General features: G+C 44.9%; 20 protein-coding genes, 3 tRNA genes and 3 pseudogenes. 13 read left to right on the top strand and 13 right to left on the bottom strand.

From position 1 onward, the window contains the following. Position 1: 1 nt before the first annotated feature. The 4 genes and pseudogenes from CKY02_RS04030 to CKY02_RS04020 all read right to left on the bottom strand — a co-directional run bounded on the left by CKY02_RS04030 (position 2) and on the right by CKY02_RS04020 (position 3,943). Positions 2–493 (bottom strand): DUF4123 domain-containing protein, encoded by a 492-nt coding sequence (locus CKY02_RS04030; protein ID WP_112894310.1) that lies wholly within the window; start codon positions 491–493, stop codon positions 2–4. Next, positions 490–2,467, bottom strand: a pseudogene (locus tag CKY02_RS04025) (type VI secretion system Vgr family protein). Before CKY02_RS04025 ends, CKY02_RS04030 begins: the two are co-directional and overlap by 4 nt. 17 nt (positions 2,468–2,484) lie before the next feature. Next, positions 2,485–2,880 carry a type VI secretion system baseplate subunit TssF gene (locus CKY02_RS25495; protein ID WP_240001986.1) on the bottom strand — a complete coding sequence of 132 codons (396 nt, stop codon included), beginning with the start codon at positions 2,878–2,880 and terminating at the stop codon, positions 2,485–2,487. After that, a complete protein-coding gene (locus CKY02_RS04020; RefSeq protein ID WP_240001985.1) occupies positions 2,828–3,943 on the bottom strand; it encodes a type VI secretion system baseplate subunit TssF in 1,116 nt (371 codons plus the stop codon). The genes CKY02_RS25495 and CKY02_RS04020 overlap by 53 nt, the downstream gene beginning before the upstream one ends. A 268-nt stretch (positions 3,944–4,211) precedes the next feature. On the opposite strand from CKY02_RS04020, the gene CKY02_RS04015 reads away from it, so the two are divergent. Beyond that, positions 4,212–4,475, top strand: coding sequence for a PAAR domain-containing protein (locus CKY02_RS04015; RefSeq protein ID WP_112894309.1), 264 nt, complete (start codon positions 4,212–4,214; stop codon positions 4,473–4,475). Between the two features lie 79 nt (positions 4,476–4,554). Here the strand turns inward: CKY02_RS04015 and mscM are convergent, their stop codons facing one another. From mscM to rsgA, 3 genes are all read right to left on the bottom strand, one after another. After that, positions 4,555–7,890, bottom strand: coding sequence for a miniconductance mechanosensitive channel MscM (mscM, locus tag CKY02_RS04010; protein WP_112894308.1), 3,336 nt, complete (start codon positions 7,888–7,890; stop codon positions 4,555–4,557). 26 nt (positions 7,891–7,916) lie between these two features. Next, positions 7,917–8,810 (bottom strand): archaetidylserine decarboxylase, encoded by an 894-nt coding sequence (gene asd / locus CKY02_RS04005; protein ID WP_112894307.1) that lies wholly within the window; start codon positions 8,808–8,810, stop codon positions 7,917–7,919. Positions 8,811–8,884: 74 nt separating this feature from the next. After that, the gene (gene rsgA / locus CKY02_RS04000; protein ID WP_112894306.1) at positions 8,885–9,940 is read right to left on the bottom strand and encodes a small ribosomal subunit biogenesis GTPase RsgA; all 1,056 of its coding nucleotides are present in this window, start codon (positions 9,938–9,940) and stop codon (positions 8,885–8,887) included. 94 nt (positions 9,941–10,034) lie between these two features. On the opposite strand from rsgA, the gene orn reads away from it, so the two are divergent. From orn to CKY02_RS03980, 4 genes are all read left to right on the top strand, one after another. Beyond that, the gene (gene orn / locus CKY02_RS03995; RefSeq protein WP_112894305.1) at positions 10,035–10,580 is read left to right on the top strand and encodes an oligoribonuclease; all 546 of its coding nucleotides are present in this window, start codon (positions 10,035–10,037) and stop codon (positions 10,578–10,580) included. Positions 10,581–10,779: 199 nt separating this feature from the next. Continuing rightward, positions 10,780–10,855, top strand: a tRNA-Gly gene (locus CKY02_RS03990). Between the two features lie 55 nt (positions 10,856–10,910). Next, a tRNA-Gly gene (locus CKY02_RS03985) sits at positions 10,911–10,986 on the top strand. A gap of 65 nt (positions 10,987–11,051) precedes the next feature. Beyond that, positions 11,052–11,127 (top strand) — tRNA-Gly (locus CKY02_RS03980). Between the two features lie 314 nt (positions 11,128–11,441). On the opposite strand, the gene CKY02_RS03975 is transcribed toward CKY02_RS03980, so the two are convergent. The 3 genes from CKY02_RS03975 to CKY02_RS03965 form a co-directional block, all read right to left on the bottom strand. Next, positions 11,442–11,630: a hypothetical protein gene (locus CKY02_RS03975; RefSeq protein ID WP_112894304.1), complete on the bottom strand. Its 189-nt coding sequence runs from the start codon at positions 11,628–11,630 to the stop codon at positions 11,442–11,444. Between the two features lie 206 nt (positions 11,631–11,836). Then, positions 11,837–12,832: a DMT family transporter gene (locus CKY02_RS03970; RefSeq protein ID WP_112894303.1), complete on the bottom strand. Its 996-nt coding sequence runs from the start codon at positions 12,830–12,832 to the stop codon at positions 11,837–11,839. Positions 12,833–12,850: 18 nt separating this feature from the next. Further along, positions 12,851–14,041 carry a tetratricopeptide repeat protein gene (locus tag CKY02_RS03965; RefSeq protein WP_112894302.1) on the bottom strand — a complete coding sequence of 397 codons (1,191 nt, stop codon included), beginning with the start codon at positions 14,039–14,041 and terminating at the stop codon, positions 12,851–12,853. A 147-nt stretch (positions 14,042–14,188) separates the two neighbouring features. On the opposite strand from CKY02_RS03965, the gene CKY02_RS03960 reads away from it, so the two are divergent. Next, positions 14,189–15,106, top strand: coding sequence for a LysR family transcriptional regulator (locus CKY02_RS03960; RefSeq protein ID WP_112877151.1), 918 nt, complete (start codon positions 14,189–14,191; stop codon positions 15,104–15,106). A 122-nt stretch (positions 15,107–15,228) separates the two neighbouring features. Here CKY02_RS03960 and CKY02_RS03955 read toward each other — a convergent pair whose 3' ends face one another. The 3 genes and pseudogenes from CKY02_RS03955 to CKY02_RS03945 all read right to left on the bottom strand — a co-directional run. Next, positions 15,229–15,660, bottom strand: coding sequence for a flagellar protein FlhE (locus tag CKY02_RS03955; RefSeq protein WP_112894301.1), 432 nt, complete (start codon positions 15,658–15,660; stop codon positions 15,229–15,231). A gap of 945 nt (positions 15,661–16,605) precedes the next feature. Further along, positions 16,606–17,006, bottom strand: a pseudogene (locus CKY02_RS03950) (transposase); the annotation flags it as partial. Then, a pseudogene (locus CKY02_RS03945) lies at positions 17,003–17,245 on the bottom strand (tRNA epoxyqueuosine(34) reductase QueG); the annotation flags it as partial. The pseudogenes CKY02_RS03950 and CKY02_RS03945, both read right to left, overlap by 4 nt. A gap of 171 nt (positions 17,246–17,416) precedes the next feature. On the opposite strand from CKY02_RS03945, the gene tsaE reads away from it, so the two are divergent. The 7 genes from tsaE (at position 17,417) to hflK (ending at position 25,140) form a co-directional block, all read left to right on the top strand. Then, positions 17,417–17,881 carry a tRNA (adenosine(37)-N6)-threonylcarbamoyltransferase complex ATPase subunit type 1 TsaE gene (gene tsaE / locus CKY02_RS03940; protein WP_112894300.1) on the top strand — a complete coding sequence of 155 codons (465 nt, stop codon included), beginning with the start codon at positions 17,417–17,419 and terminating at the stop codon, positions 17,879–17,881. A gap of 14 nt (positions 17,882–17,895) precedes the next feature. Continuing rightward, positions 17,896–19,179 (top strand): N-acetylmuramoyl-L-alanine amidase, encoded by a 1,284-nt coding sequence (locus CKY02_RS03935; protein ID WP_112894299.1) that lies wholly within the window; start codon positions 17,896–17,898, stop codon positions 19,177–19,179. Between the two features lie 9 nt (positions 19,180–19,188). Then, positions 19,189–21,084 carry a DNA mismatch repair endonuclease MutL gene (mutL, locus tag CKY02_RS03930; protein WP_112894298.1) on the top strand — a complete coding sequence of 632 codons (1,896 nt, stop codon included), beginning with the start codon at positions 19,189–19,191 and terminating at the stop codon, positions 21,082–21,084. Next, positions 21,077–22,018, top strand: a complete 942-nt coding sequence (gene miaA / locus CKY02_RS03925; RefSeq protein ID WP_112894297.1) for a tRNA (adenosine(37)-N6)-dimethylallyltransferase MiaA — start codon at positions 21,077–21,079, stop codon at positions 22,016–22,018. The genes mutL and miaA overlap by 8 nt, the downstream gene beginning before the upstream one ends. Before the next feature lie 110 nt (positions 22,019–22,128). Further along, positions 22,129–22,437: an RNA chaperone Hfq gene (gene hfq / locus CKY02_RS03920; RefSeq protein WP_011148654.1), complete on the top strand. Its 309-nt coding sequence runs from the start codon at positions 22,129–22,131 to the stop codon at positions 22,435–22,437. Between the two features lie 96 nt (positions 22,438–22,533). Continuing rightward, a complete protein-coding gene (hflX, locus tag CKY02_RS03915) occupies positions 22,534–23,814 on the top strand; it encodes a ribosome rescue GTPase HflX (protein WP_112894296.1) in 1,281 nt (426 codons plus the stop codon). Positions 23,815–23,919: 105 nt separating this feature from the next. Continuing rightward, positions 23,920–25,140 (top strand): FtsH protease activity modulator HflK, encoded by a 1,221-nt coding sequence (gene hflK / locus CKY02_RS03910; RefSeq protein ID WP_112894295.1) that lies wholly within the window; start codon positions 23,920–23,922, stop codon positions 25,138–25,140. The last annotated feature ends 2 nt before the right edge of the window (positions 25,141–25,142 follow it).

Here is a 25,142-nt window from a genome sequence, read left to right as displayed (position 1 = left end):
GTTAGGCCCCTTTTACGAAATGATCATTATTATCAAAAGAATACACCCACTCATGAATACCGTCAGTGAATGCCGACAATTGCTCTGGGCTGAAAATATCCCGAATTTGATGCAAAATGCGGGGATCGTGAAAACGCAGTAATGCCGTTTCACCCGTTTCCAGCTCAACATTCAGGTAGTTTTCAAGGTGACGAGTCAGTTTGTCTAAAGACAGCGTGGTGTGTAGCCAGGATACCGAAGGTGCAGCCTTTTCCAGCGCAGATAACTTTTCTTCCCATGATTTCGCATAAGCCATATCAAACAACCACGGTCCCGCGAACGCAATTTTGGCATCCGGGTATTGCCGGAACAGGGGATTATTCATGCCGGCGATATACTTAATCTCCTCAGCAAAATGACGTTCATACTGTAGGGCGCTGACTAAGGCATACCATTTCATTTCGGGATGTGTTTCTCTGTATTCACTCCATTTTTTCTGTAATTCTGGCGTCATGACTGCCCCCTGATAACCATTGCCGTACCATTCAATTCTGCTTTCATCAGACAGGTCAGACAGATTTCTTTCAATGGTGTCGTCAGGGCTTTTTCTGCCTGCACGACACAGGTTTGTTTCAGTTTATCCAGCCTATCCGGTAGCTTGCCACCCCAGCCTGAGCCGCTGCCGGGTGATCCACTGCCGAAGTTAATGCTCGCACTGCTGGTAATACCGCCCGCATCGATTTTAAGGAAGTGCCCGGCGGCCTGTAGGGTCAGTTCACTGCCGGCATCAATCACGACTTTAGCGCCGGAACTTAGGTGAATTTCATTACCGCTTTGAGTTAACAGGGCATCATCTGTCTTGATATGGAGTTTCTGCCCCGTAGATAGGGAAATGTCATTTCCCGTCTGTACGCGGTACTCATTATCAATGCGTAAATGGGCATCATGTTTAATATGATGTGTCCGGTTATGCCCAATATTGTGGGTTTCATCATTCAGAATCAGCGTATTCATATCCCGTTGAGCATGAATAAATACTTCTTCACTGCCGTTTTCATCCTCAAAACGTAATTCGTTAAAGCCATTACCTTTAATGTGTTTTGGTTCTGAACGTGGTGCGCGTCTTTTCCGCAGGTAGATTCAGCGGTGGGCGGTTAAGGCCATTGTAAGTACATCCGGTAATAATAGGCCGGTCAATATCGCCGTTGAGATAGGAGATAATCACTTCCTGACCGACTCGCGGTGTTGCCAGAAAACCAAATCCGTTGCCATTCCACCCTTGTGCAACCCGCACCCAGCAAGAAGCCTGGTCGTCAGGCGCGTCATAACGGTTCCAGTGGAAATGAACGCGAACCGCGCCATCTTTATTGACGTAAATTTCTTCAGTCCCAGGCCCGACAACGGTTGCAACTTCGTCGCCATCGGCCAATGGCTTATAGCGGTATGGGGGACGCCAGTTATTGCGACCAGGAATGAACCGGGTGTGTGAATTCAGGGTAGTGCCGGTTCCGCCATCGCCCAGCACGGCGGGGACATGCCCGATGTGTTGGGAAGAGGTGACTTGCCAGCGATCATTCATGGCGTCAATCGGGTGGTTGGTTAATGTAAAGATTCTGCCGGGCATTAATCGGATACAATTACTGTCCGCTTGCCCTGATTTGCTGTCAACACGCAGGGCTTCCAGCCGGTACTGGGTAAACGGGATGCCCTCTTTATCTTTCTGAAAACGGCCGTAGCTTTCAAAAATATGAAATGGCGTGCCGTTCTCCGCTTCAAAATCCGTGGCGTTATGCTGTAAAGCGTAATTGGGGTTGTGATAATTTCTGTCTTTTTGGTCGGTAGATTCCGGGCGCATGTAGGAGCCAAGAGACCATTTGTAGATAACATTTTCTTCTACTGCGTTGGCAATGTCCGGGTTGTAAATCAGCGTATCCGGCGCTCTCATGTTCAGGTAGCTATCACTCAGATAGAGCCCGTCATCGGCGAACCAGAAGAAAATCCCCTCCTCAGCCGCCAGGCGGGTAAAGAAATCATAGGATGATTCCCTTTTCATGGTGACGTATTCCCGTATTGAATGTGGGTTATTCAAATGGATATTGGCCCGGAGTTTCTTCTGTTTCAGGATGCGTTGTAAAATATCGGGGACACTGAGCTGGTGATAGATACGGCTGTCTTGATCGAGTGTCAGCAGCCACATTTCTGGCCTGATTGTCAGGTGATATTGAGTTTGATGTCGATTTGTGATCCCAATGACCGCGCTTGCAACCAATCCTTTTACTTCACGTTGCAGAATATCGTCACGGGTAACGGTGAACCGGACGGTTTGGAGCAGCAGGGTGTCCGTGTCTATATTTGAACGGTTTGCCGCTAATGTGAGAGACAGGGTAAATAGCGATGAAAGCGCTTCATCTAATGTAAAATTCACTACCGCGAAAGTCATGGGCGGCAGATTGCCGATAGTGCAGGAAAAGCGGAGTCCAGTTTTCATAATTTTTCCTCATGACGTTACATGATCTTCTGATGCCCGGGCATCTTGCAAAATTCCCAGCATTCATTGGTGCCGTTATTGATAACGGTTAATTTGTGAAAGCTGGTTTCAACCAGGCAGAGGGAGAAAGCGGTGTGTAGTGTTTTGGCAAAAGCATACATTTCTCCTTCATGTTCATAATGTTCTGGTGTCATGTGCAGTGTGATGGCTTGACCTCTCACAGGAATTCCCTTGTCAAGATGGTAGTATGGTTCAATGTAGATAGCGTTGAGACCGTCCGCCATGCGCTGGATATGCTGGCTACGCGGGGTGTCCAGACGCGCGAAGGTATCAAGTTGTTTGACCAGAGATCTGACTGATTCAATATGACCAAGAAAAAATGGCCCAATCGACAATAAGTAATATTTTGTCACTGGGTTCGGCAAAATGGCAGGCGGCCAGTCGCGTTCTATTGATAAGAGGAATGCAGTGGTCAGATCCACTGGATGTTCCATCAGGATCGGATTGGAGTTTAACGTTATCAATACCAAAGATTTCATCTGCCGCTAATACATAACGCGATTTATCCTTTTCAAATACTATCGGTTTTGTTCTTGCCGGAACCAGGTTGATAACCGATGCGCAATGGGGAATAAATGCGGGGGTAATATCCTCGATGGGAATATTACAGTCAAATTCTAGAATAATGGTAAATTGCTTATCCTCTCCCAAAGGGAGCTCAGCAATTTCCCTCGATAAATCAAATGACATAAAATCATTAATATGTGGCAGATAGAGATATTCGTATAACACCTGCAACGGCCAGAAATAGTCATGTGGTCTTGGCAGGACCAAGTTTTCTTTCAGGCGTGGAGCGATCTCAATAGCCAGCCACATCTTCGTCTCTTTTAGGGATGTTTTCAGATAAGTTTTGTTCAGCGATTGATCTATGTATTTGGTCAGTAAAGACGCCAGTTTTTGATCTTCTCCGAGAAAAAGTGAGATTTGCCCTGTCTTCCAGTGGGGAGTTTGCCCATGATATTGAAAGGTCAGTGATATCAGGCTTTTGTCTCCGCTGTGTGTCAGCGTTTTATGGACCAAAGTGATGGGTTCAATATTGATATCTTGAGTGGTTCTGAATGTAATGGATTGGTTCTGCTGTATGGCGGAAATTTCACTGCCTTTGGCAATGTTGGTGGTTTCAGTCATGCTGCCCGGTTGAATATCTAACTGGACAATGCTGGTTGACGGGATCGGATGTAAAGGTATCGGCCATACTTTTCGTAGAAGCGGGTTGACGACTTCCGGGAAACCATCATTAATTTTTTGTTGAAGACCGGCAGTGATAAGCGCAAAACCTTCCAGTACGCGGAGAATATCTGGGTCGCCGGATTCGGGGGTAAACGGAGCTAGGTGTGGATGCTCTTGCGCCGCGTTGCGCAGATCATGCTTTATTTGTGAAAGTGCTTCCCTATAGAAGTCCTCAAAATTTTTCATATCCACCTTTGTCTTTTTTTCGATCAAATATTAATGTAAATTTATATTTTGAGCTGATGGATATCAAGGTTGATAATTTAATTATGTGTAATTTTTTGTTTCAAACAGTTAATAAGGTAAATTTTTTAGGTGTTCAATTAACATAATTATGTAATTTATTTCAATGAGTTTTATTTAGATAAGTTTTCTTTAATCAAGTTATGGCGTCATGATAGCCAGATGTTGGAAGCTGAAATTAATATTTAATTATTAGTTAATGTAGGGAAATATGTCACGTCCTATTATTTTGGTCGGTGATTCGACTTCGCATGGTGGCAAGGTGTTAGCCGGTGATGGAGGCTTTGATGTGTTAGGGAAGAAAGCGGCTCGGGTTGGGGATGCGGTATCCTGTCCAAAATGTGGTGGCAATCAAACCATTGTGGAAGGGACGCCTAAAATAGTCAGCTCCAATGGACAAATGTATGCGCTGGAGGGAATGAAAACCTCTTGTGGCGCGACATTAATTGCTTCGCAAAGCCTATTTCAAGCATAGGATGGCGGTAAAAGGCCATATTTTGCCTGAAATAGGGTGAGTTGATCCAAGTACAGATGCTCAGTGCTTCATTATCTTTTTACAAACTACCCGGTTGACGTGGTGGATTACGGCCTGATCTATTTGTTGTCGCACTGCGAATATCCCGACCAACCACATCAATACTCGCCTGAAATGGCGGGAATGGCAGAGTAATGCCGTGTTCGCGGAATCCTTGCAAAATAAGCTGATGGACTTCGTGACGAACAGGCATGCGATGCCCCATTTCAGCAGCATAAATACGTAATTCAAATATTTGAATACCATGTTGAAGATCAACCAGATAGGCTTCAGGTGTCGGGTTATCAAGAATCAAAGAACTGCGTTTAGCCGCGGTTAACAGGATTTGGGTGACCTCTTCACTGCTAGCTTCTGCCGGCGCAGGAATTGTCAGCACGACACGGGTGATGGTGTCAGATAATGACCAGTTAATAAATTGCTCGGTAATAAAGGCTTTGTTAGGAACAATGATCTCTTTTCTGTCCCAGTCTGACAGGGTTGTTGCCCGTGTATTGATCTTGGTGATGCTACCGGTCAGGTTGCGGATAGTCACGGTATCTCCGATACGAATGGGTTTTTCAAACAATATCATCAGGCCAGAAACGATGTTGGCGAAGATTTCCTGTAAACCAAAACCTAATCCAACCCCTAACGCAGCGACAAGCCATTGCAATTTTGACCATTCAATACCAATCAGGGAGAAACCCACTAAACCCCCAATCAAAGTAATGGTGTATTTGGTGAGTGTGGTGATGGCGAAGCCGGTACCTGGCGTAAGTTCCAAATGCTGTAGTAGGGCCAACTCAAGCAGCGCGGGCAGGTTACGCACCAGTTGAGTGGTGATAATAATCACCAAGATAGCAATCAAGACAGAACCTACGGTGATGGGTTGAACAGTTTCTACATTGTTTATTGTGGTGGTGACATCCCACAGTCGGATATTTTCTAGAAATGAGAAAGCGGAATGAAGTTCAGACCAGAGCCAAATGAGTGAAACCAAGGCAAGCAGAGTCAGAATTGAACGGATTAATCCCAGTGACTGGGCGCTGATTGCATCCAGATCAATAATGGGTTCCTCAACTTCAATGGCGCCTTCGATACTGCTTGAACCTGTTGAGTCGTCTTCTCCTTTGGCGCGTTGGGCCAGAATTTCCGCCCGTCGCTGTTTTGCCCGGTCAAAAGCGATCCGGCGTCGCTGAATCAGCATCCAACGGCGGATAATATGGTAAATAACCAGTAGGAAGAACCAGATAGCAACGGAAGTCTCTAAACGCCCTAGCAATGCTTGTGATGTGCTGAAATACCCGAGTATGGAAGCTAGCGCTGCGACTATCGGCGCAGAGAGTAAAATCCACCAGAGAGCAATATTGATAACATTTTCGCCGTAGCCATTTTTATCCAGATAGAGCGGGACTTTTGCCCGTTTCAAGCTGTTAGTGATCAGGCTTAAGGAGATGCACAGGACGAGGAAGCAGAGCCTACCGAGTGTGGAAGAAAATTCTCGATCACTGTAATGTTCAAACGTTATCAATGCCATGACCAACGGCACAATAGCAAAGATAGATAGTTGGTAGAATCGTAAAGCCCGTTTAACACGTTCTTCCGGCCAACGAAAATGGGCAATGAATAACCCATTGGGATGGGCGAAAGTGGCACTTAGTATGAAGATCCATAATACGGGCGTCGTAGCACTGACACCATAACCAATAGCTGTCGCCATAGGATACTGCCAAGCGCTTTGCAGCCCATAGCCAATGGCGGACCAGAGCATGGGCAAAGGTAACGCGACCACAACCGACCAGAATACGGTACGTAAAGTGAGGGAAAAGTGATCATAGGTGACTTTGCCGATACGGTTACTCGCGCGTTCAAGGAATGCATGATAATGGCGGAGAGAACCGACGCTGAATATAACCAGGAATAGGGTTCCAAGCAGATACAGCAGCGTATCCTGAGTGGTCAGCATGACTATTAGAGCGCCGCTTAACTGAGAGAAGGTATCCAGCGATAATAGACGGGTCAGATCCTGCACAACACTAATTGGGTAATTGAGCGAAATGGGGTTAACATCCGCGACCCAGAATAGATAACGGTGTGTGGCCTCTTTAACTTCGGTTAGCGCATCATTTAGCTGACTGGTAGCGACTTTCAGTTTGGTCAATTCAAGGATTTCACTGTCGTAACCAGATAATAATGAATTAAGTAATTCTTTGCGGGTGCGGGTAAGAGAATCATAAATCCTCTCTTGTTCAGCAGTTAACGCAACGTTGCTTTTCTGTACGGGTTTTGTGTCTTTTTGTAGCTGCTCCAGCATGTCTTCGTATTTCAGCCTATCGACCCTGAATTTGACAATATTCCGATCAAGTTGCTGTGGTTTAGACATGTCAGGCAAACGGGCAAGCTGAGTTTGGAGCGCTTCTCCGAGTGTTGTAGAGCCACCGAGCCATTGTGCCTGTTCACGAATAGTATTCAATGCTTGCCGGACCTGAATAATATCACTGGCGGCTTGGCGTTGCTTTGAGCCGATGACATTCATTCGTTGTGCTTGTTGATTTAATTCCTGAGATAAATTCCGGTTCAGTTGTAATTCATCAAGCAGAAATTTTGGTAGCTGATCACTTTGTTCCGCCAGCATCTCGGTATGTTCTAGGGCTAATTCTGCTTTTTGCTGGCGTTGTGCATTAAGTTGGCTACGGAGTTGTTGCAGTTCAAGATCAAGTCGATGATATCGCTTTTTGAACAGTTCAACCCGCATACGGGAAATTTCCTGTCGATTATTCGCAGAAAGTTGAGCTATTTCGAGTTCATTGACTGTCGCTTTGTGGGCATTGACTTCGGCTTGGGCTAAGGCAAATTGAGCTTCTGCTAATGGGGTGGAGGGTGTTCCTAATGATTGCAGGCGAGAAGATGCTTCAGTTAGCAAGCGTCGTGCTTCTGATTGTTGTTGCGGTAATAGTACGAGAGAGTCACTGATTTCCCGTCCTTTGTCCTGTTCTTGCTGTAATTGCCCCCCTTGTTCTAGCAACCGACTGCTGACTTGAATGATCTGTTGCTCAATGCTTGCTATGGGTTGGTTAGCAGGAATTGGGCGGGGAGTATCACTTTCAGTAAGTAATTTTTGACGAAGTTCTTTCGTTATTTTAGGAAAATCATCAATGGCGGTCTGATACTTTTGTGTTCTGTCGTTAGCTGATTTAGTATCGGCAATCCAATTGAGAGCGCCTTGCAACGCCTGAGTAACTTCTGCATCCTGCGGGTTTTTGCTGGATTCGATTTGTTTCAGTTCTTGTTTGAGCTGGTTCTCATCAAGTGGAATCGCAGCAAGAACCGGATTAATAATGATCAGGCTAAGCAGTAAGCTGATAATCAGGCGCACGATAAAGGGCTCTCCTTGGCAAGGGATTAGCTTATGTTGTCAGTGGGTTCGTCAGGCATGATAGCTTGGGCTAACAGTTCACCCATGCGGGTTGTTGAGCCACTGCTTAAATGCCCGGCTAACTGTATCTGATTTTGTGCAAACAAGTTAATGACGGTAGAACCCAATTTGAAACGCCCCATTTCTTCACCTTTCTTTAAAGAAATTGTGCCAGTTGCGCCGGCTTCGGGGTAAGTCCAGCGTTTGATAATACCTTCCCGTGGTGGTGTAACCGTACCACACCAAGCCATTTCAATACTGCCGACGATAGTTGCACCAACCAGAATCTGTATCATGGGCCCAAATTGAGTCTCAAACAGACAGATGACTCTTTCATTACGAGCGAACAGATTTGGCACGTTGGCAGCAGTCAATGGATTGACAGAGAATAGATCGCCTGGGACATAGATCATCTCTTTCAGTAATCCATCGCAAGGCATATGTACACGGTGATAATCTTTAGGTGATAAGTAAGTCGTTACAAACTGCCCATCACGGAATATCTCTGCCAATTGGTGATTGCCGGCGAGTAGAGCTTCAAGTGTGTAGTGATGTCCTTTGGCTTGAAGGAGCTGGTATGTTCGGATATTGCCTAACTGACTGATAGTACCATCAGCAGGTAGAGCTAATTGGTGTTCATTGCTGACAACTGGGCGAATATCATCTTTTAATGGGCGGATAAAAAACTCATTGAATGTGGTGTATGCTGAAAACTCAGGCGCTTTCGCTTCATTCATATCCACTTTATAAACACGGGCAAACGCCTTGATTGCCAGTTGAGTAAACCAGCCAGCTTTTTTGTTGGCAAACCAGCCAGCTAGATGAGTTATTCCCTGTTTAGGCAGTAAATAGTGCAACCTGATTTTAATGTTATCCAGCACGTCAACCTCTTGGATTCTATTGGCAAAATTAGACAAAAGGGGGTTATTGTACCTGTCCTTTCATTTGATGTCAGTTAGCTATCGTTATCTGTAAAAGTCTTGCGTGGCTTAATTTGATCCATGCTATCGAGAATACGGTGATAATTCTCAAAACGTTCTTGATTTATTTCATTGTCTTCCACTGCCTTGCGTAACGCACACGCTGGATCATCCCGATGTTTACAATCACGGAATTTACAACTGCCCAGATAATCACGGAATTCGATAAAACCCTGAGTTATCTGCTCCGGTGTTAAATGCCACAGGCCAAACTCTCGAACACCAGGAGAATCAATAACATCACCGCCATGAGGGAAATGATAAAGACGGGATGCTGTTGTGGTGTGTTGACCTAAACCGGAAACATCTGAAACCTGATTGACCAAGATTTCTGCTTCACTTTCCGGCAAGAGTGTATTGAGTAAACTTGATTTACCCACACCAGATTGACCGGCAAAAATAGTGATTCGACCTGCGAGCATCTTCGTTAATTCTTCCATACCTTCGCCAGTATGGCTTGAGAGTTTCAATACTCTGTAACCAATGTTGTGGTATGTGGACATGATTTCGCTGACCCATGCACGGCTTTCTTCGTCCAAAAGATCAATTTTATTCAATACAATCAACGGTTCAATGCCCAATGTTTCACAGGCAACAAGATAGCGATCGATAATATTGAGTGACAGTTCAGGAAGAATGGCTGACACAATCACTATTTGATCAATATTGGCGGCGATAGGTTTAATACCATCATAATAGTCAGGCCGCGTAAGTACGGAAGTCCGTTCGTGAACGGCTTCAACAATACCATTCACTTTAACATCTACTTGGGTTTGCAGCGAAGGACGCCATACCACTCGATCGCCGGTTACCAATGAGCGGATAGTTCTGCGAATATTACAACGTTGTATAGAACCGTCTTCTGCCTCGACATCAGCATGTTGGCCGAAACGGCTGATAACTAGCCCTTCCTGAGGTTCACCTAACTGACTATCATCCATTTCAGGTTTATTATCCTGTCTTTTCAGCCTGCGCTGATGATTTTCCTGTACCCGCCGTTGCTGGCCTTTGGATAGTTTATGCTTAGCCACCGAACCTCACTTGTTCCACATTTATCGCTGTTATTGCTTAAAAGCGCTATGATACACCATTAATAATAACTCTCTCTCCAATCTAGGATATAACATGTCAAAAAGTGAGCACAATCTTATCTGGATAGATCTAGAAATGACGGGCTTAGATCCAGAGCGGGATCGCATTATTGAAATTGCGACAATTGTCACCGATGCAAATTTGAATATCCTGGCTGAAGGGCCTGTCATTGCGGTTTATCAGTCTGATGAACAACTTGCTCTGATGGATGAATGGAATGTGCGCACCCATACGGGCAGTGGGTTGGTTGAACGTGTTAAAGCCAGTAAAATTGATGATCGTGAGGCAGAGAAGGCGACGATTGAATTTTTAGAAAAATGGGTTCCGGCAGGTGTTTCTCCCATTTGTGGTAACAGTGTGAGTCAGGATCGGCGTTTCTTGTTCCGCTATATGCCAGAATTGGAAGCTTACTTTCATTACCGCTATCTGGATGTCAGTACACTTAAAGAATTAGCTCGTCGCTGGAAGCCGGAAATCCTCGCTGGGTTTAAGAAACAGAATACTCATCAGGCGCTGGATGATATCCGTGAATCAGTTGCTGAATTAGCCTATTATCGGGAACATTTTATTCAACTGTAAGCCAGAAAGTTTTAGCTGGTTTGATAACGCAAGCTCAGTATGACGATTAATTAATCTATGTTGATGTTTAAATCGTCATTTGGCCGAAAAGTTTGTTTTTTTGCGTTGAAGGGCTTGCGAGCGCAACGATTTTTCGTATAATGCGCTCCCCATACCGATGAAGAATTTCATAAGGTATGGATGGCATACTAAAAGATATGCGGGAATAGCTCAGTTGGTAGAGCACGACCTTGCCAAGGTCGGGGTCGCGAGTTCGAGTCTCGTTTCCCGCTCCAAATTTTGATTTGGAATCAGTATGTTATTTCTGGCTATCGTTAGCCAATCGGTGACGCGGGAATAGCTCAGTTGGTAGAGCACAACCTTGCCAAGGTTGGGGTCGCGAGTTCGAGTCTCGTTTCCCGCTCCAAGTTTAGATTCGCAATTGATTTCCTAGGATTAGTATATTATTTCAGGTTATCACCAGTCAGTAATGCGGGAATAGCTCAGTTGGTAGAGCACGACCTTGCCAAGGTCGGGGTCGCGAGTTCGAGTCTCGTTTCCCGCTCCAAGTCTTCCTTTCATGCCGATAACTTAGAAACTCCCTTTTTAAATCTGTTTTCACGCAATAATTCGTTGCATGATGTTTTAAGCATTGTTTGGGCTATTTAGATTTTTTGTCTTTAACTTGTGAGCTTAACATTCATTGTTCGGCACTGTGTGTGGATTGAATAAATTATTTGATAATGTGACATATGCAGAGAAAATCTAGCCATTTAGCAACCGGGGTGAGTAAGCAGGGTTTGCATATCCCTCCGACCATTGGTAATCATAAATATCCTCTAAATCGCTTCGGATTTCTAGTCAGCGCGACATAATATGGCATTAGGCGAACTTCCCTTTATTCTTTAAACGTTGAACCACATCTTTTACCAGTGTAATTTCGCTCGCTTTAACCTGTTGTTTCCCTAAAGCCAAAATTTTTAACAATGCCATAGTTTCCTGAATCACCACTTTTGCTTCGCCATTTTGCGTAATAATCATCGGTGAGTGGAACTCAATGAGTGTCGTCATTATCTTGGCTGCATTGGCTTTAAGGTAGCAGATAGGCTTAATCTGTTCTCTGAATAACGCATAGAATCCTTCTCATCAAAAAAGACCAAATATAGACTATAAAAAGTCAATAATGGTAAGTTCAGAAATCGGGCTTGCCATCAGATTTCTGTAAGCATAGACGCTTTTGTTCTGTACCAAAGCGTCGATAGGGGGAAATTTCTGGCTTATCTCCTGTAACTCTTTGTTTTCACCATATGGTTGATTCCAGGTTTAGATTTGTGTGGAATAAGTTTTTTATCGGTTGATCTCTTATTGCAGATCAAAATACCTCCGATTACAAGCGCACCGCCGATGAACATTGGGAATGTTAATTTCTCGTCTAATAGTACTGCGCCGAGCAATACCGCGGTCAAAGGGTTAAGCGCAATGAATACGCCAGAGCGAGTGGAACCAATTCTTTGGATTCCGTCGTAATACCAGATGTAGGCCACCGCTGAACCTACTGCACCGAGATAAAGTAAGCTGTAGAGATCAGTTATGGGCAATGTATGTATTGCAGATAAACTCATTTGCTCTGTGAAAATGGCCGTTGCTGTCAGCATGATCGCGCCTGCCAGGATGGAGTATGTAACGGTATGTAGCGGGCCGATTTGGTTCACAATGTTCTTGCAGAAGACGCTATAAGCAACCCAGCTTAAAACACAGCCAAAGATCAAGCTGTCACCCAACCAGTTACCCTCTTCTCCCACCGTCAGTTGTGGTGTTTTGCTAAAAATCACGATCATTGCACCAAGCAGACAAAGAATAATTCCCAGTATTTTCAATGGCGATTGTCTTTCCTTATAAAAGAGATATGAGAAAATCGCCATTACTGCTGGATTCAGTGCCACGATAAGTGAAGCTCTGGATGCGGTTGTGTGATGCAGACCATAAAAGAAGAACAGGTTGTAGGTGTATATTCCGCAGAGGCCAAGTCCAGTGATTTTCAATAACTGAGATAGGCTAATCTTGACGAACATCTTTCCTGATAAAATGAGGAAGATAGTTAACGTCATGCCCGCAAGAATGAATCTGAGACTTGCTGATAGCAAGGGCGGTGTCTCGACAGAAATGTATCGACCTGCAACAAATGTTCCTCCCCAGATGATAGCCACAAGAGACAGCTTGATATAGGTTGAGTAGTTGTTGACCGACTGCGTTGATGCGTGGTTGCTTTTCATGTTTGTCAATATCGCAATTTATAGGGTGGAAGATGCTTTCAAGGCGGCGTATTCCATAGTCTGTTCCAATATTTCACGTTGAGCACGGCTACCTCCCAATAATGGCCATTTCTCATAGCTGAGACGGAGTTTGCTTAAACACTCTTCGTAGTGTCTAGATGTGAATAGTAAGATCGCTTTAAGGACGTCTATCCCTGTGGAATGTGTGTCTGGTTCGATGCCAAATCCATCGCTTTCCGCAATCAGCTTTTCAATAAGAAAAGACTGATTTGTTGCAGAAAAAGCAAGTGCTGCATGTATCTTGTGGAAGTAAGAGGTGGATGAGCTGATGCTGCCTGTCCAAAGGACGGCAAGACGCTCCCATATTGGTTGGAACTTAGCGTCGGCAGATTTGAGCCTAAGCTGCCACAAGAATTCTACGGCGTCCAAATCTTGTTTAGCAAATGGATTGTCTTTTAGCGCATATAATTCATCAAAAGCTTGCAATGCCAGCGTGATTTCATCGGATCGTTCATACGCAATGGCGAGATGCCAGTATACATGCATTCCCATTCCGGCGTTGGTTATCCAATGTTCTTTGCAATTGGTCAGGAAGTGGCAAAGTTCTTTCCATCGACCTAGCTCATGCAAGGCATGTGCGACAGCATGAATGCCATAGATATTGTCCGGCATTAATTTAACAGACTTAAAACCAACCGCTAAGGCATCATCAAAACATTGAGCTTCACAAAGGACGAATGATTTTATGGAAAGATAATATGGGTAGAGGTAGTGAGTGCCAGGAATGTGTTCGTCACAATAAAGTAGAAGAGACCTTAGGTTGGTTGTTTTGCCAGTGCAGAAATCAAGCATGTGAATGAAGAAGAGCGCGATAATATCCGATGGGTATGCTCGAATATGTTGGGTCAGAAGCGATCTCGCGTTTTCGTAATCAAATTTTACCCATGCGCTGAATGCCTTATGGATAAGACAAAGCTCAGGGAGAGAGAGGTCGTGCTCGTTCATTTGAGTTAATGTGATTTTGAATTTATAAAGCTCTTTCATCTCGCAAGAGGTGATGGCATCAAATCCCATCAGGAGTTTTTTGTAGGTTCGCTGAGTGTCATTCATGGGAATAAATTCGTCTGAAAATCCACGGAGGGATAAGAACATGCTGTTTATCTCCGGCCATATGGAAGATGAGCCATCTGAAGGCCATTGGTAACTCATAAAATCCCCTTTTTTAATTAATTATGGTTTGGAAACTCGGTTGAGCGCTCGGCGAGCATGCTTCGCCTATTGTTTTATATCCGCATTGCATATACTTATTCAGATGTATGATCATGCGGAAATGAGTGATTACTCAAGGGGGAGATAATGACTTTAACCCAGCTCGAAATTTTTGCTGTTGTTGCTGAACGGAAGGGCTTTACCTTAGCTGCGGCCCAGCTCAAGATCTCTCAGTCTGGGGTTTCCCATGCCATCAGACTCCTTGAACAGGAGCTTGGCGTAGAGCTACTGCATCGGCATCAAGGAGCTGTCGAACTGACAGATATAGGAGAAAGTCTGCTACAAAAAGCCCAGGCCATTCTTGGTCTGGCTGAGACCATGCGGCAAGAGGCCGCGGATGCTCGGGGAATGAAACGAGGTACGTTGCGAATTGGATCGTTTGGACCGACTTCATCCTTGTGGCTGTTGCCAACGGTACTGGCCGATTATCGCAGACTTTACCCCGGCATTGAGGTCCATATTGATGAGGGGCCAGATAGACAGGTAGTGCAATGGCTTATGGATAGGCGCGTGGATGTGGGATTTGTGACCTTGCCGGAAGATCAATTCGACACTTATCCGATTCTTGAAGACCAGATGGTGGCTTTGTTGCCGGTAGATCATCCTTTGGTATTGCAGGATACGGTGACGTTGAAAGATCTGTGTGTTGGACCATTCGCATTGACAGAAGCCGGATCGGCTGAATTGGTTTCCAGGCTTTTTTTATCGGCAAGATTGCAACCTAATATTCGCTATCGGACGTCTCAATTGTTAAGTACTTTGGCTACGGTTGAACGTGGGGATGCGGTGACGATTGTTGCCGAGTCATCTCTGCCGCCGGCTCGTGATGTTCACTATGTCAAGAAAGCGCTGAATCCAAAGGTGAAACGACATGTCGGGTTGGCTGTGCTTGATGAACGTCAATCGTCACCAGCCACTAAAGCATTTATCGCATTGGCGACTAAAAAATTTCGCATGGTGAGTTCGGCTGTCTCCCTGGCTTCCAGGGAACTCGTCAGTGAATGATCTCAGCTTTATAGCACGCTACGTCCTTCCATTAGCACATATTGTGCTTAAAACGTAAAAGAATTGTCTAAAGTAACTTTCCTATCAATGACCTGAGGCCATGAGGCTTCAGGTCGGATTGCTTAATACTGATAATCAACTTTGATCATATTGTAATGGGACGGGTAAACGGGGTAAGTACCTCCGTTGAGAATCCCGCTAATTCTAAAGGAACCTTTGGCATCATGGCCGCTAAAGGCATTTGTGGTGCTATTTAGGGCACCGGAGACATCCAGGCATTGCGATGGGGTGGATGAATATCGTGGGGTATAACAAACGCTGAAAGTCTGAGTTGTCGCACCATTGCTATATAAACCGATATTCCAAGATACTGTCGTAATAGTTGCCCTTGTCGGTACCGAAGAGGGCGTGGTAAAGAAATTTGAGTTGGTGTAACCGGCAGCATAAACATTTGGGGCACGGCTCGTTTGTGACCACATGCTGGTAGCGGCAAAGGAGAGCTGAGCCGTGGTTAACGCTAGAAAACCTACTGCAATTTTGGTAAATCTTTTCATTCTTTAATCCTCATTGCTAGTGAGTTATCTTACTGTTATCTGCATGCAATAGATGTGCGATATCCAATATGGCTGGCGCACATGAAAATTGCTTGCTTATTGATTCCTCATGGTTATTCAGATCCTTCTTGATCGAGTAAAAAGAATCTCATTGCAATAACAGTGGATCAAGTGAAGGCTTTGGCTGAATGTTTGAATCTGTGCGCTGGCTTGATCGATGTTGTGTGATGTTTATGCCTAAAGGGGTATTGTTTGGTTGTAGATTCTTTGTCTTTTTCGACATCGGTAGCCAGCTTTATATTCCGATTGTGCTCAGTTCAGCGGGTGGTATTTATAGGGGTGAAGAAAGTATTATCCTTATAATTGCAAAATATTTTTTCAACTTCTGCTTGCCAAACTTTTTGAGGTAGTACATAATGCACTCCTTTCGTCAATGAGGCATGGGTAAAATCTCTTTTGAATCAATGAATTAGCTGATATTCGAAGGATTTACTTCCCGCTCTAAGTTTCTTCCTCAATGGTTGTACTCACTTACTTTGATTTGATTTTTAGGTTATATCCTCGCAGTACAGATTTCTATTTTTTATCCACAGCCCGGAAGTTGGTTTCCCGGTAAATAAGTTCGATGCTTTAAAATTATCACACAGACTTATCCACAGGCTGTTGCATTTGAATTTTTCTGACTTTGAATGTTACAAAATGAGTATTTATTTTGTAACTTATTGATAATTTTTCGGAATGATCCTTTGTTAAGAAATATCACATTGATCACTTGCGCTTTTTTTGAGCATTGATCAACAAGGGGTTTTTATTTTATTCACAGGAAAATTATCTGAATCTTTTTATACGTCATAAAGATGGCTAATAATTAAGCATCTCTGGGCAAGCCCTTGGTTATCGCTGTGACGACTCCTCGCCGTAAAAAATGGCAAGGCTTCCCACTTCTCAGGCCGCCACCGTCTTTATGACGGATTTACGCTGGCCTCCGTGGGCAGAAACGACGAGTCCCGCCGCCTGTAATTCCAGTATGCCCTTGCGCTGGATGTTGATCGCCGCATTGATATCGCGGTCATGTTCGACATGACAAACCGGGCATGGGCTATCCGCTCATGGACTGCCGCCAGACGTAAACGGGCCTTGCTGAGGTTAGCACTGCCCTTTTGTTTGCGGGACAGCGATTTCTGCTTTCGACGCAGGTTACGGGTGGTGTTGATAAGGTGATGCGGGTTATTGACCTTTTCTCCAGTCGACTGGATAAGATAGTGAGATAAACCCATATCACATCCTGTCACGCGGGTGATAACGCCCGGCTTTTCCGGCGCATCTTTGCCATCGTCACACAGGATAGGTTTTTGCTAATAACTCTCAATGTCCCTGGAAAAAGTTCATCCGGGCGAGCACGCATCATGCCATGGCGTTTCATCCATGCCATCTCCCCGTGATACTGTTTATCCAGTCATTCCTGAAGTTTTGGCTCTTCCACGGATAAATCGGTATCGCAAATGCCAACTTGTTGGAAACCAAGAGAAAGACCCCATTGTTTGATGTTGACGGCTAAAAGATTAAGATCGAGAGGCGTTGTCATGGTGGAAATCGGCTTATACTGCAAGGTGTTGCAGTGTAGCATAATTTGTTTCAGCCCAAAAATAGTGGGTTTGATAATGAAACTGAGCAGAAGATGTTAAATGTTGATAATAGAAGTGTGTTAGGGTTATCGTTTTAGCTGATGAATTAATAAAACAACAGATATTATTCGATGAAAGAACTTATTTTATCACTTAAAGATGAAGATGCGACAGTTTCTCTTGGAAGCGCGGTTGCTGCTGCCTGTAATAGTGGTAGTGTAATTTATTTATATGGTGATTTGGGTGCCGGTAAGACTACGTTTAGCCGTGGTTTTTTGCAGTCCCTGGGTCATAAAGGGCATGTAAAAAGCCCAACTTATACTTTGGTTGAGCCTTATGCTTTAACACCGAGGTCGGTTTACCATTTCGATCTTTACCGATTGGCAGATCCGGAAGAGCTGGAATTTATGGGAATACGTGATTATTTCCATCAAGATGCCATTTGTCTGGTGGAATGGCCTCAGCAAGGAGAAGGCGTATTACCGGATGCAGATATTGAATTACATTTGAGTTACCAGTCCGAAGGGAGACTGGCACATTTTATTGCTTTGTCTAAATATGGTGAGAGCCTGTTAGATAATTTGAAATATTTATAAGGGATCACCCGACCATGATGTGTCCTTTAGTCGCAAAAATGATAAAGAAATGGCAGATCAGTTTTATGATAATGTGCTGGTTGTTTATTATGATGAGCAGTTTAGTGGTAACAACCGCCACTGCGGCGACTTTATCCAATATTCACGTCAGTAACAGCATAAATGAATCTAAAGTGACAATGGTTTTTTCCGGTGGTCGCCCTAATTACAGTTTTTTTCCATTGCATTCGCCAGAGCGTTTAGTGGTAGATATCCATCAAACAGAAAAAATTGTTGGTTTACCTATGAATCTACCGGGGCAGGATTTAGTGAGGAAAATCCGTTCCAGCCAGGCACCTGATCGACAAAAAAAACGCATTGTATTTGAACTAAATAATAAAGTTAAAGTCAACTCTATAGTGCAGCAATCGGATAGTGAATATCGGGTGATTTTTACCCTGCGGGCCTCTGGGGTATCTACTGGCAAGTCTATTTTTAGAGAGAGTTCACAAGCTGCTACAGGTAAGCTATCACTTACTAACAGCAAATTGCAGACGACAAAACAGGCTGCTTTGCAAGCAACTTCTAAGGGCGGTCAGCGGGTAGTTGTCGCTATTGATGCAGGACATGGTGGTCAAGACCCCGGTGCGATTGGGCAACGTGGATTGAAAGAGAAAAATGTGACTATCAGTGTAGCGCGCAAACTTGAAGCATTGTTACGCAATGATCCTATGTTCAAACCCGTTTTGACCCGTAATGGAGACTATTTTATTTCTGTTGCTGGTCGTTCTGAGGTTGCACGTAAACATAGCGCAAATATGCTGATTTCTATTCATGCGGATGCCGCTCCTAATCGCAGTGCGCGTGGTGCTTCTGTCTGGGTGCTGTCAAACAAGCGTGCAAACAGTGAATTGGGTAATTGGCTTGAACAGCATGAGAAACAGTCTGAGTTACTGGGTGGTGCAGGTAATGCCTTGGCAAATGGTGCTGATCCTTATCTAAGCCAGGCGGTGCTGGATTTGCAATTCGGCCACTCCCAGCGGGTGGGCTATAACGTTGCAGTACAGGTTTTGAGTGAATTGCGCAAGGTCGGTTTATTACATAAACGTTCGCCAGAACATGCTAGCTTAGGTGTGTTACGTTCACCAGATATTCCTTCAATTTTGGTGGAAACAGGATTTATCAGTAACTCGGCTGAAGAAGCATTACTGGGTTCCAATGATTTTCAGGATAAGCTAGCAAGTGCTATCCATCGGGGGTTGCGCAACTATTTTCTAGCAAATCCATTACAGGCTGTACCTGAAACAGCCAAGAAGTAAAGGTTAAATATGGCGATCAAGATCTTACCTCCTCAATTAGCAAACCAAATTGCGGCTGGCGAAGTCGTAGAACGCCCTGCATCAGTAGTAAAAGAGTTGGTGGAGAATAGCCTTGATGCTGGCGCTAGCCGTATTGATATTGAAATTGAGCGCGGTGGAGTAAAACTTATTCGTGTCCGTGATAATGGCTGTGGCATCAACCATCAGGATCTTGCGCTAGCGCTGGCTCGTCATGCTACCAGTAAGATTGCTACCCTTGATGATTTGGAAGCCATTATCAGTATGGGATTCCGTGGAGAGGCGCTGGCTAGTATCAGCTCAGTTTCGCGTCTGACATTAACTTCCCGTACTGAAGAACAGCATGAAGCCTGGCAAGCTTACGCGGAAGGGCGGGATATGGCAGTGACCGTAAAGCCGGCAGCACATCCAGTAGGCAGTACTGTTGAAGTATTGGATCTCTTTTATAACACCCCCGCGCGGCGCAAGTTTCTGCGAACAGAAAAAACGGAATTTGGTCATATTGATGAAGTCGTTAGACGCATTGCGTTGGCGCGTTTGGATGTATTAATCAATTTGCATCATAACGGTAAATTGGTGCGCCAATACCGGCCGGCAAAAGATGAATCGCAGTATGAGCGGCGGTTGGCCTCCATTTGTGGTACCGCTTTTATGCAACGGGCACTTTCTCTTTCCTGGCAGCACGGCGATTTATCGATTAAAGGATGGGTTGTTGACCCGATGAATACTGAGGCGAGTGGCGATATTCAATATTGTTATGTAAACGGGCGTATGATGCGTGATCGCTTAATTAATCATGCTATCCGTCAGGCTTATCAAGATTTGCTCCGAGGAGAACAACAGCCTGCTTATGTTTTATATTTGGAGGTTGATCCACATCAAGTGGATGTGAATGTGCATCCTGCGAAGCATGAAGTTCGCTTCCATCAAGCCCGTTTGGTACATGATTTTATCTATCAGGGTGTAACCGCCGTATTGAAACAGCGCGGAAGCGGCGCCGAACTGGATATGGCTTGCTGTGAACCTGCGCCAGCCTGGGAGCCGGAAAACCGGCCATCAGCAGGGGGAAATCATTTTTCTCGGCAAAACAATGCGACATCTGTGGCAACATCATCACCAAAAGAGGTTTTGTCAAGTAAAGGGAATATGGGGGGCTCTCGCGGTGGTGAAAATCGCCAATATCATGGAGATCATTATCAGAAACGTCAGGGTGAGGTATATCAGAAACTGATGCAGTCTGAACCTGAAGAAAAAAGGGAGCTGTTTCCAGCAAGAACCGCTCCGGTTATGGCAGAAAAGGTCACTTCTGCTCTTGTTCAGGTTAAAAATAGCAATCATAGTTTTGGTAAGGTATTGAGCATATATTCACCATGTTATGCTCTGATTGAATCTCCATTGGGAATTGGGTTGTTATCTTTGCCGGTAGCTGAACGCTGGTTAAGACAAGCACAGTTAACACCAACAGAGCAAGGGCTGAAATCACAGCCATTGTTGATACCGCTGAAACTATCTCTTAGTAAAGAGGAAGCTGATGCTTTAAATCGTTATAGTGACTTATTGGGCTCTTTTGGTATTGAAGCATCTGTATCTCATGGAAAAGCGATACTATGTGCGGTATCGTTACCATTACGTCAACAAAATCTGCCTAAATTAATTCCTGAGTTGCTAGGTTATTTAGCACAACAGCCATCAGCATCGGCAGAACAGGTTGTAACCTGGCTTGCTCGTCATATCGGCAGTGAGTATGGAACGTGGAACGTTGCTCAGGCGGTGCAGTTATTAGCTGATGTTGAGCGTCTTTGCCCACAACTGGTAAAATCTCCACCAGATGGGTTATTACAATTAATTGATTTACAAGCAGTGGTGGCATCTCTTACTCATGAGTGATCAGAAAACTCAACATCTACCAACGGCAATTTTTGTTATGGGTCCGACGGCCTCAGGCAAAACAGCTTTATCTGTTGCTTTACGCCAGCATCTTCCTGTGGAGCTGATCAGCGTTGATTCTGCGTTAATTTATCGTGGAATGGATATTGGTACCGCCAAACCAACAACCGAAGAGCAAGCGTTGGCACCTCATCGTTTAATCAATATTCTGGACCCTTCTCAACCTTATTCTGCTGCTGATTTTTGTCATGATGCATTGAAGGAGATGGCGGAAATTACTGCTTCTGGTCGTATTCCTCTGCTGGTGGGAGGAACGATGCTCTATTTCAAGGCGTTACTTGAAGGTTTGTCGCCTTTACCTTCTGCTAATCCGGTTATTCGGGCACAAATAGAACAACAGGCGGCAGAGCAAGGATGGGATGCATTGCATCAGCAACTACAGAAGATTGATCCTGTGGCGGCGTTAAGAATTCATCCTAATGATCCACAGAGACTTTCTCGGGCACTGGAAGTTTTTCTTATTTCAGGTAAAACTCTCACTGAACTGACTAAATTGTCAGGAGAATCGCTGCCTTATCGTGTTCATCAATTTGCTATTGCACCGGCAAAACGTGAGCTCCTTCATCAACGCATTGAAGCGCGTTTTCATCAAATGCTTGAATCAGGGTTTGAAGAGGAAGTTAAAGCACTTTATGCTCGTCGTGATTTGCATGTGGATTTACCTTCTATTCGTTGTGTCGGTTATCGTCAGATGTGGTCTTATCTTTCCGGCGAAATTGACTACGATGAAATGATTTATCGCGGTATTTGTGCGACGCGCCAGTTGGCAAAGCGTCAGGTAACTTGGCTCAGAGGTTGGAAGTCGGTTCATTGGTTGGATAGTTCTCAACCAGAGCAAGCTTTAAGCACAGTTATGCAGGTTGTTAGTGCATAGGTTTATTGATTGTGTACAATTGATGAGTACCAAAGCGCAATTTTTGAGTAGTTCATTTTTTCGAACCTTTAGGTTCTTAGTTAAAAACAACAAAATAAGGAAAATATAGAATGGCTAAGGGGCAATCTTTGCAAGATCCGTTCCTGAACGCATTGCGGCGTGAAAGGGTCCCGGTTTCTATTTATTTGGTCAACGGCATCAAATTGCAGGGTCAGATTGAATCTTTTGACCAGTTTGTCATTTTACTGAAAAATACGGTTAGCCAGATGGTTTATAAACATGCCATCTCTACTGTTGTACCTTCCCGCCCAGTTTCTCATCACAGTAGCAATACGAGTGTAGGGGCGAGCGTAGGTAATTATCATTCTGGTGGCGTTTCTGCTCCGGCAGCGCAACAGGAAAGTGATGGCACTGAATAAGTTTGAGAGCAGTAATAGAATGAAGAAAAACATAGGGAGGGGGTTTTACCTATGTTTTTTCCTGTAGTTTTTTACTCAGCCTGAGAGGTCGCACCTTTGTTTGAACGTTATGAAGGCGGCGAACAAGCCGTTGTGGTGCATGTTTTTTTCTCGCAGGATAAAGACACAGATAATCTCAGTGAGTTTGAATCACTGGTAACTTCTGCTGGTGTAGTTCCTGTGCAAATTGTCACGGGGAGCAGGAAAGCCCCTCATCCGAAATATTTTGTTGGAGAAGGTAAGGCGGAAGAGATTGCTGAGGCGGTACAGGCTAGTGGTGCTGATGTTGTGTTGTTTAATCATGCACTCAGTCCTGCACAGGAACGCAATCTTGAGCGGCTCTGTCAGTGTCGAGTTATCGACCGCACCGGCGTGATTCTGGATATTTTTGCCCAACGGGCGCGGACTCACGAAGGGAAGTTACAGGTAGAGTTGGCGCAGCTACGTCATCTTTCTACCCGTCTTGTCCGGGGATGGACTCACCTTGAACGTCAGAAAGGTGGGATTGGTTTGAGAGGGCCGGGGGAAACGCAGCTTGAGACGGACCGGCGTTTATTGCGGGATAAAATCCGTCAGATCCTGAGTCGTCTGAGCCGGGTTGAGAAACAGCGTGAACAGGGGCGTCAAGCGCGAAATAAAGCGGATATACCGACGGTTTCACTGGTGGGATATACCAACGCCGGTAAATCGAGTTTGTTTAACCGTATGACGGCTGCTGAGGTTTATGCGGCTGATCAATTGTTTGCTACGCTGGACCCAACGTTGCGACGGATTGAAGTTAATGATGTTGGTACGGTGGTATTGGCTGATACGGTTGGCTTTATCCGTCATTTGCCTCATGATCTGGTGGCGGCATTTAAAGCAACATTGCAGGAAACCCGGCAAGCAACATTGTTGCTGCATATTGTTGATGCTGCGGATAGCCGCATCGACGAAAATATTGCCGCTGTCGACAGCGTACTGGAAGAAATTGAAGCGCATGAAATTCCGGTACTGTTGGTGATGAATAAGATTGATATGCTGGACAGCTTCACGCCGCGTATTGATCGCAACGAAGATAACTTACCGGTTAGAGTTTGGCTGTCTGCGCAAACCGGTAAAGGTATCCCGTTATTGTTACAAGCGTTAACGGAGCGTCTTTCGGGTGAAATTGCACACTACGAATTGCGTTTGCCTCCGGAAGCAGGTCGTTTACGCAGCCGCTTCTATCAACTGCAAGCAATAGAGAAAGAGTGGATAGAAGAGGACGGTAAAGTTGGTATCGAAGTGAGAATGCCGATTGTTGACTGGCGCCGTCTATGCAAACAAGAACAGGATTTGTTTGATTATGTTGTCTGATGTGCCTGTCAGGTGAATATCAGAAAACTTATGTGATTGAGAGTCGGCTTGTTTATAAGAGGCTCTTGGCCTGAAAAACCAATCATAAAAGAATGGAGCTAAAACATGGCGTGGAATCAGCCCGGGAACAACGGACAAGACCGCGACCCGTGGGGAAGCAGCAATAAAAGCGGCAATTCCGGCGGGAACAAAAGTAGTCGAAACCGTGGGGCATCTGATCTCGACGATCTGTTCCGTAAGCTGAGCAGTAAACTCGGGGGTTTTGGTGGGAACAAGGGCGGTAATGGTTCTGACCAAGGGGCAAAATTTGGCGGGCGTATTGTTAGCCTTGTCGCTGCTGTTGTCGTCGTGATCTGGGCCGCTAGCGGTTTTTATACGATTAAAGAGACAGAACGTGGTGTTGTTACCCGTTTGGGTAAACTTAGCCATATTGTGCAGCCAGGTCTGAACTGGAAACCTACATTCATTGATGAAGTTGTTCCAGTTAACGTGGAATCTGTTCGTGAATTGGCAACCTCTGGCGTGATGCTGACATCGGATGAAAGCGTTGTTCGCGTGGAGATGAACGTGCAGTATCGTGTGACTGATCCTGCCGCTTATCTTTATAGCGTGACAAGTCCTGATAACAGCCTGCGTCAGGCGACAGATAGCGCGGTACGTGGTGTTGTTGGTAAATATACGATGGATAAAATCTTGACGGCAAATCGTATGATTGTCCGTGATGATACTCAGCGTGAGTTGGAAAGGACGATTCTTCCGTACCGCATGGGAATAACTTTGTTGGATGTTAACTTCCAGGCTGCTCGTCCGCCAGAAGAAGTCAAGGCTGCTTTTGACGATGTTATTGCTGCACGTGAGAATGAACAGCAGTCTATTCGTGAAGCGGAGGCTTATTCGAACGAAGTCTTGCCACGTGCGAAAGGTGATGCGCAACGTATCATTGAAGAGGCGAAAGCTTATAAGGCTCGTGTAGTATTGGAAGCACAGGGGGAAGTGGCGGGCTTTGCCAAAATGCTGCCTAGGTATAAAGAGGCACCTGAGATTACCCGTGAACGTCTGTACATTGAAACGATGGAGAAAGTATTGAGCCGTACTCGCAAAATTATTGTTAATGATCACAATAACAATTTGTTGGTATTGCCATTAGAACAAATGTTACGTGGTGATGTTTCTGGTGTTAAAAAAGAGGGAACAGTGCAATCAGATAATACGGTAGCTTCCGGCCTGCGGGGTACCCGTCCAACGGTGCCTTCAAATTCAGGCCGGGGAGCGAATTATAACCGAACAGATAATCTGCGTAATGACATTATCAGGGTAGGGAGATAATA

The sequence above is a fragment of the Photorhabdus bodei genome (genome assembly GCF_003287735.1).
GTDB lineage: Bacteria > Pseudomonadota > Gammaproteobacteria > Enterobacterales > Enterobacteriaceae > Photorhabdus > Photorhabdus kayaii.
This window is presented reverse-complemented; position numbering and strand designations above follow the sequence as displayed.

Coding starts and splice junctions, on each gene's coding strand:
- CKY02_RS03965 (WP_112894302.1), bottom strand. CDS start 14,041: ATGAGTTACCAATGGCCTTCAGATGGCTCATCTTCCATATGGCCGGAG.
- CKY02_RS03955 (WP_112894301.1), bottom strand. CDS start 15,660: ATGAAAAGATTTACCAAAATTGCAGTAGGTTTTCTAGCGTTAACCACG.
- CKY02_RS04030 (WP_112894310.1), bottom strand. CDS start 493: ATGACGCCAGAATTACAGAAAAAATGGAGTGAATACAGAGAAACACAT.
- CKY02_RS03975 (WP_112894304.1), bottom strand. CDS start 11,630: ATGACGACACTCATTGAGTTCCACTCACCGATGATTATTACGCAAAAT.
- mutL (WP_112894298.1), top strand. CDS start 19,189: ATGGCGATCAAGATCTTACCTCCTCAATTAGCAAACCAAATTGCGGCT.
- CKY02_RS04015 (WP_112894309.1), top strand. CDS start 4,212: ATGTCACGTCCTATTATTTTGGTCGGTGATTCGACTTCGCATGGTGGC.
- hflK (WP_112894295.1), top strand. CDS start 23,920: ATGGCGTGGAATCAGCCCGGGAACAACGGACAAGACCGCGACCCGTGG.
- CKY02_RS03960 (WP_112877151.1), top strand. CDS start 14,189: ATGACTTTAACCCAGCTCGAAATTTTTGCTGTTGTTGCTGAACGGAAG.
- hfq (WP_011148654.1), top strand. CDS start 22,129: ATGGCTAAGGGGCAATCTTTGCAAGATCCGTTCCTGAACGCATTGCGG.
- CKY02_RS03935 (WP_112894299.1), top strand. CDS start 17,896: ATGATGTGTCCTTTAGTCGCAAAAATGATAAAGAAATGGCAGATCAGT.
- CKY02_RS03970 (WP_112894303.1), bottom strand. CDS start 12,832: ATGAAAAGCAACCACGCATCAACGCAGTCGGTCAACAACTACTCAACC.
- CKY02_RS04020 (WP_240001985.1), bottom strand. CDS start 3,943: ATGAAAAATTTTGAGGACTTCTATAGGGAAGCACTTTCACAAATAAAG.
- tsaE (WP_112894300.1), top strand. CDS start 17,417: ATGAAAGAACTTATTTTATCACTTAAAGATGAAGATGCGACAGTTTCT.
- miaA (WP_112894297.1), top strand. CDS start 21,077: ATGAGTGATCAGAAAACTCAACATCTACCAACGGCAATTTTTGTTATG.
- orn (WP_112894305.1), top strand. CDS start 10,035: ATGTCAAAAAGTGAGCACAATCTTATCTGGATAGATCTAGAAATGACG.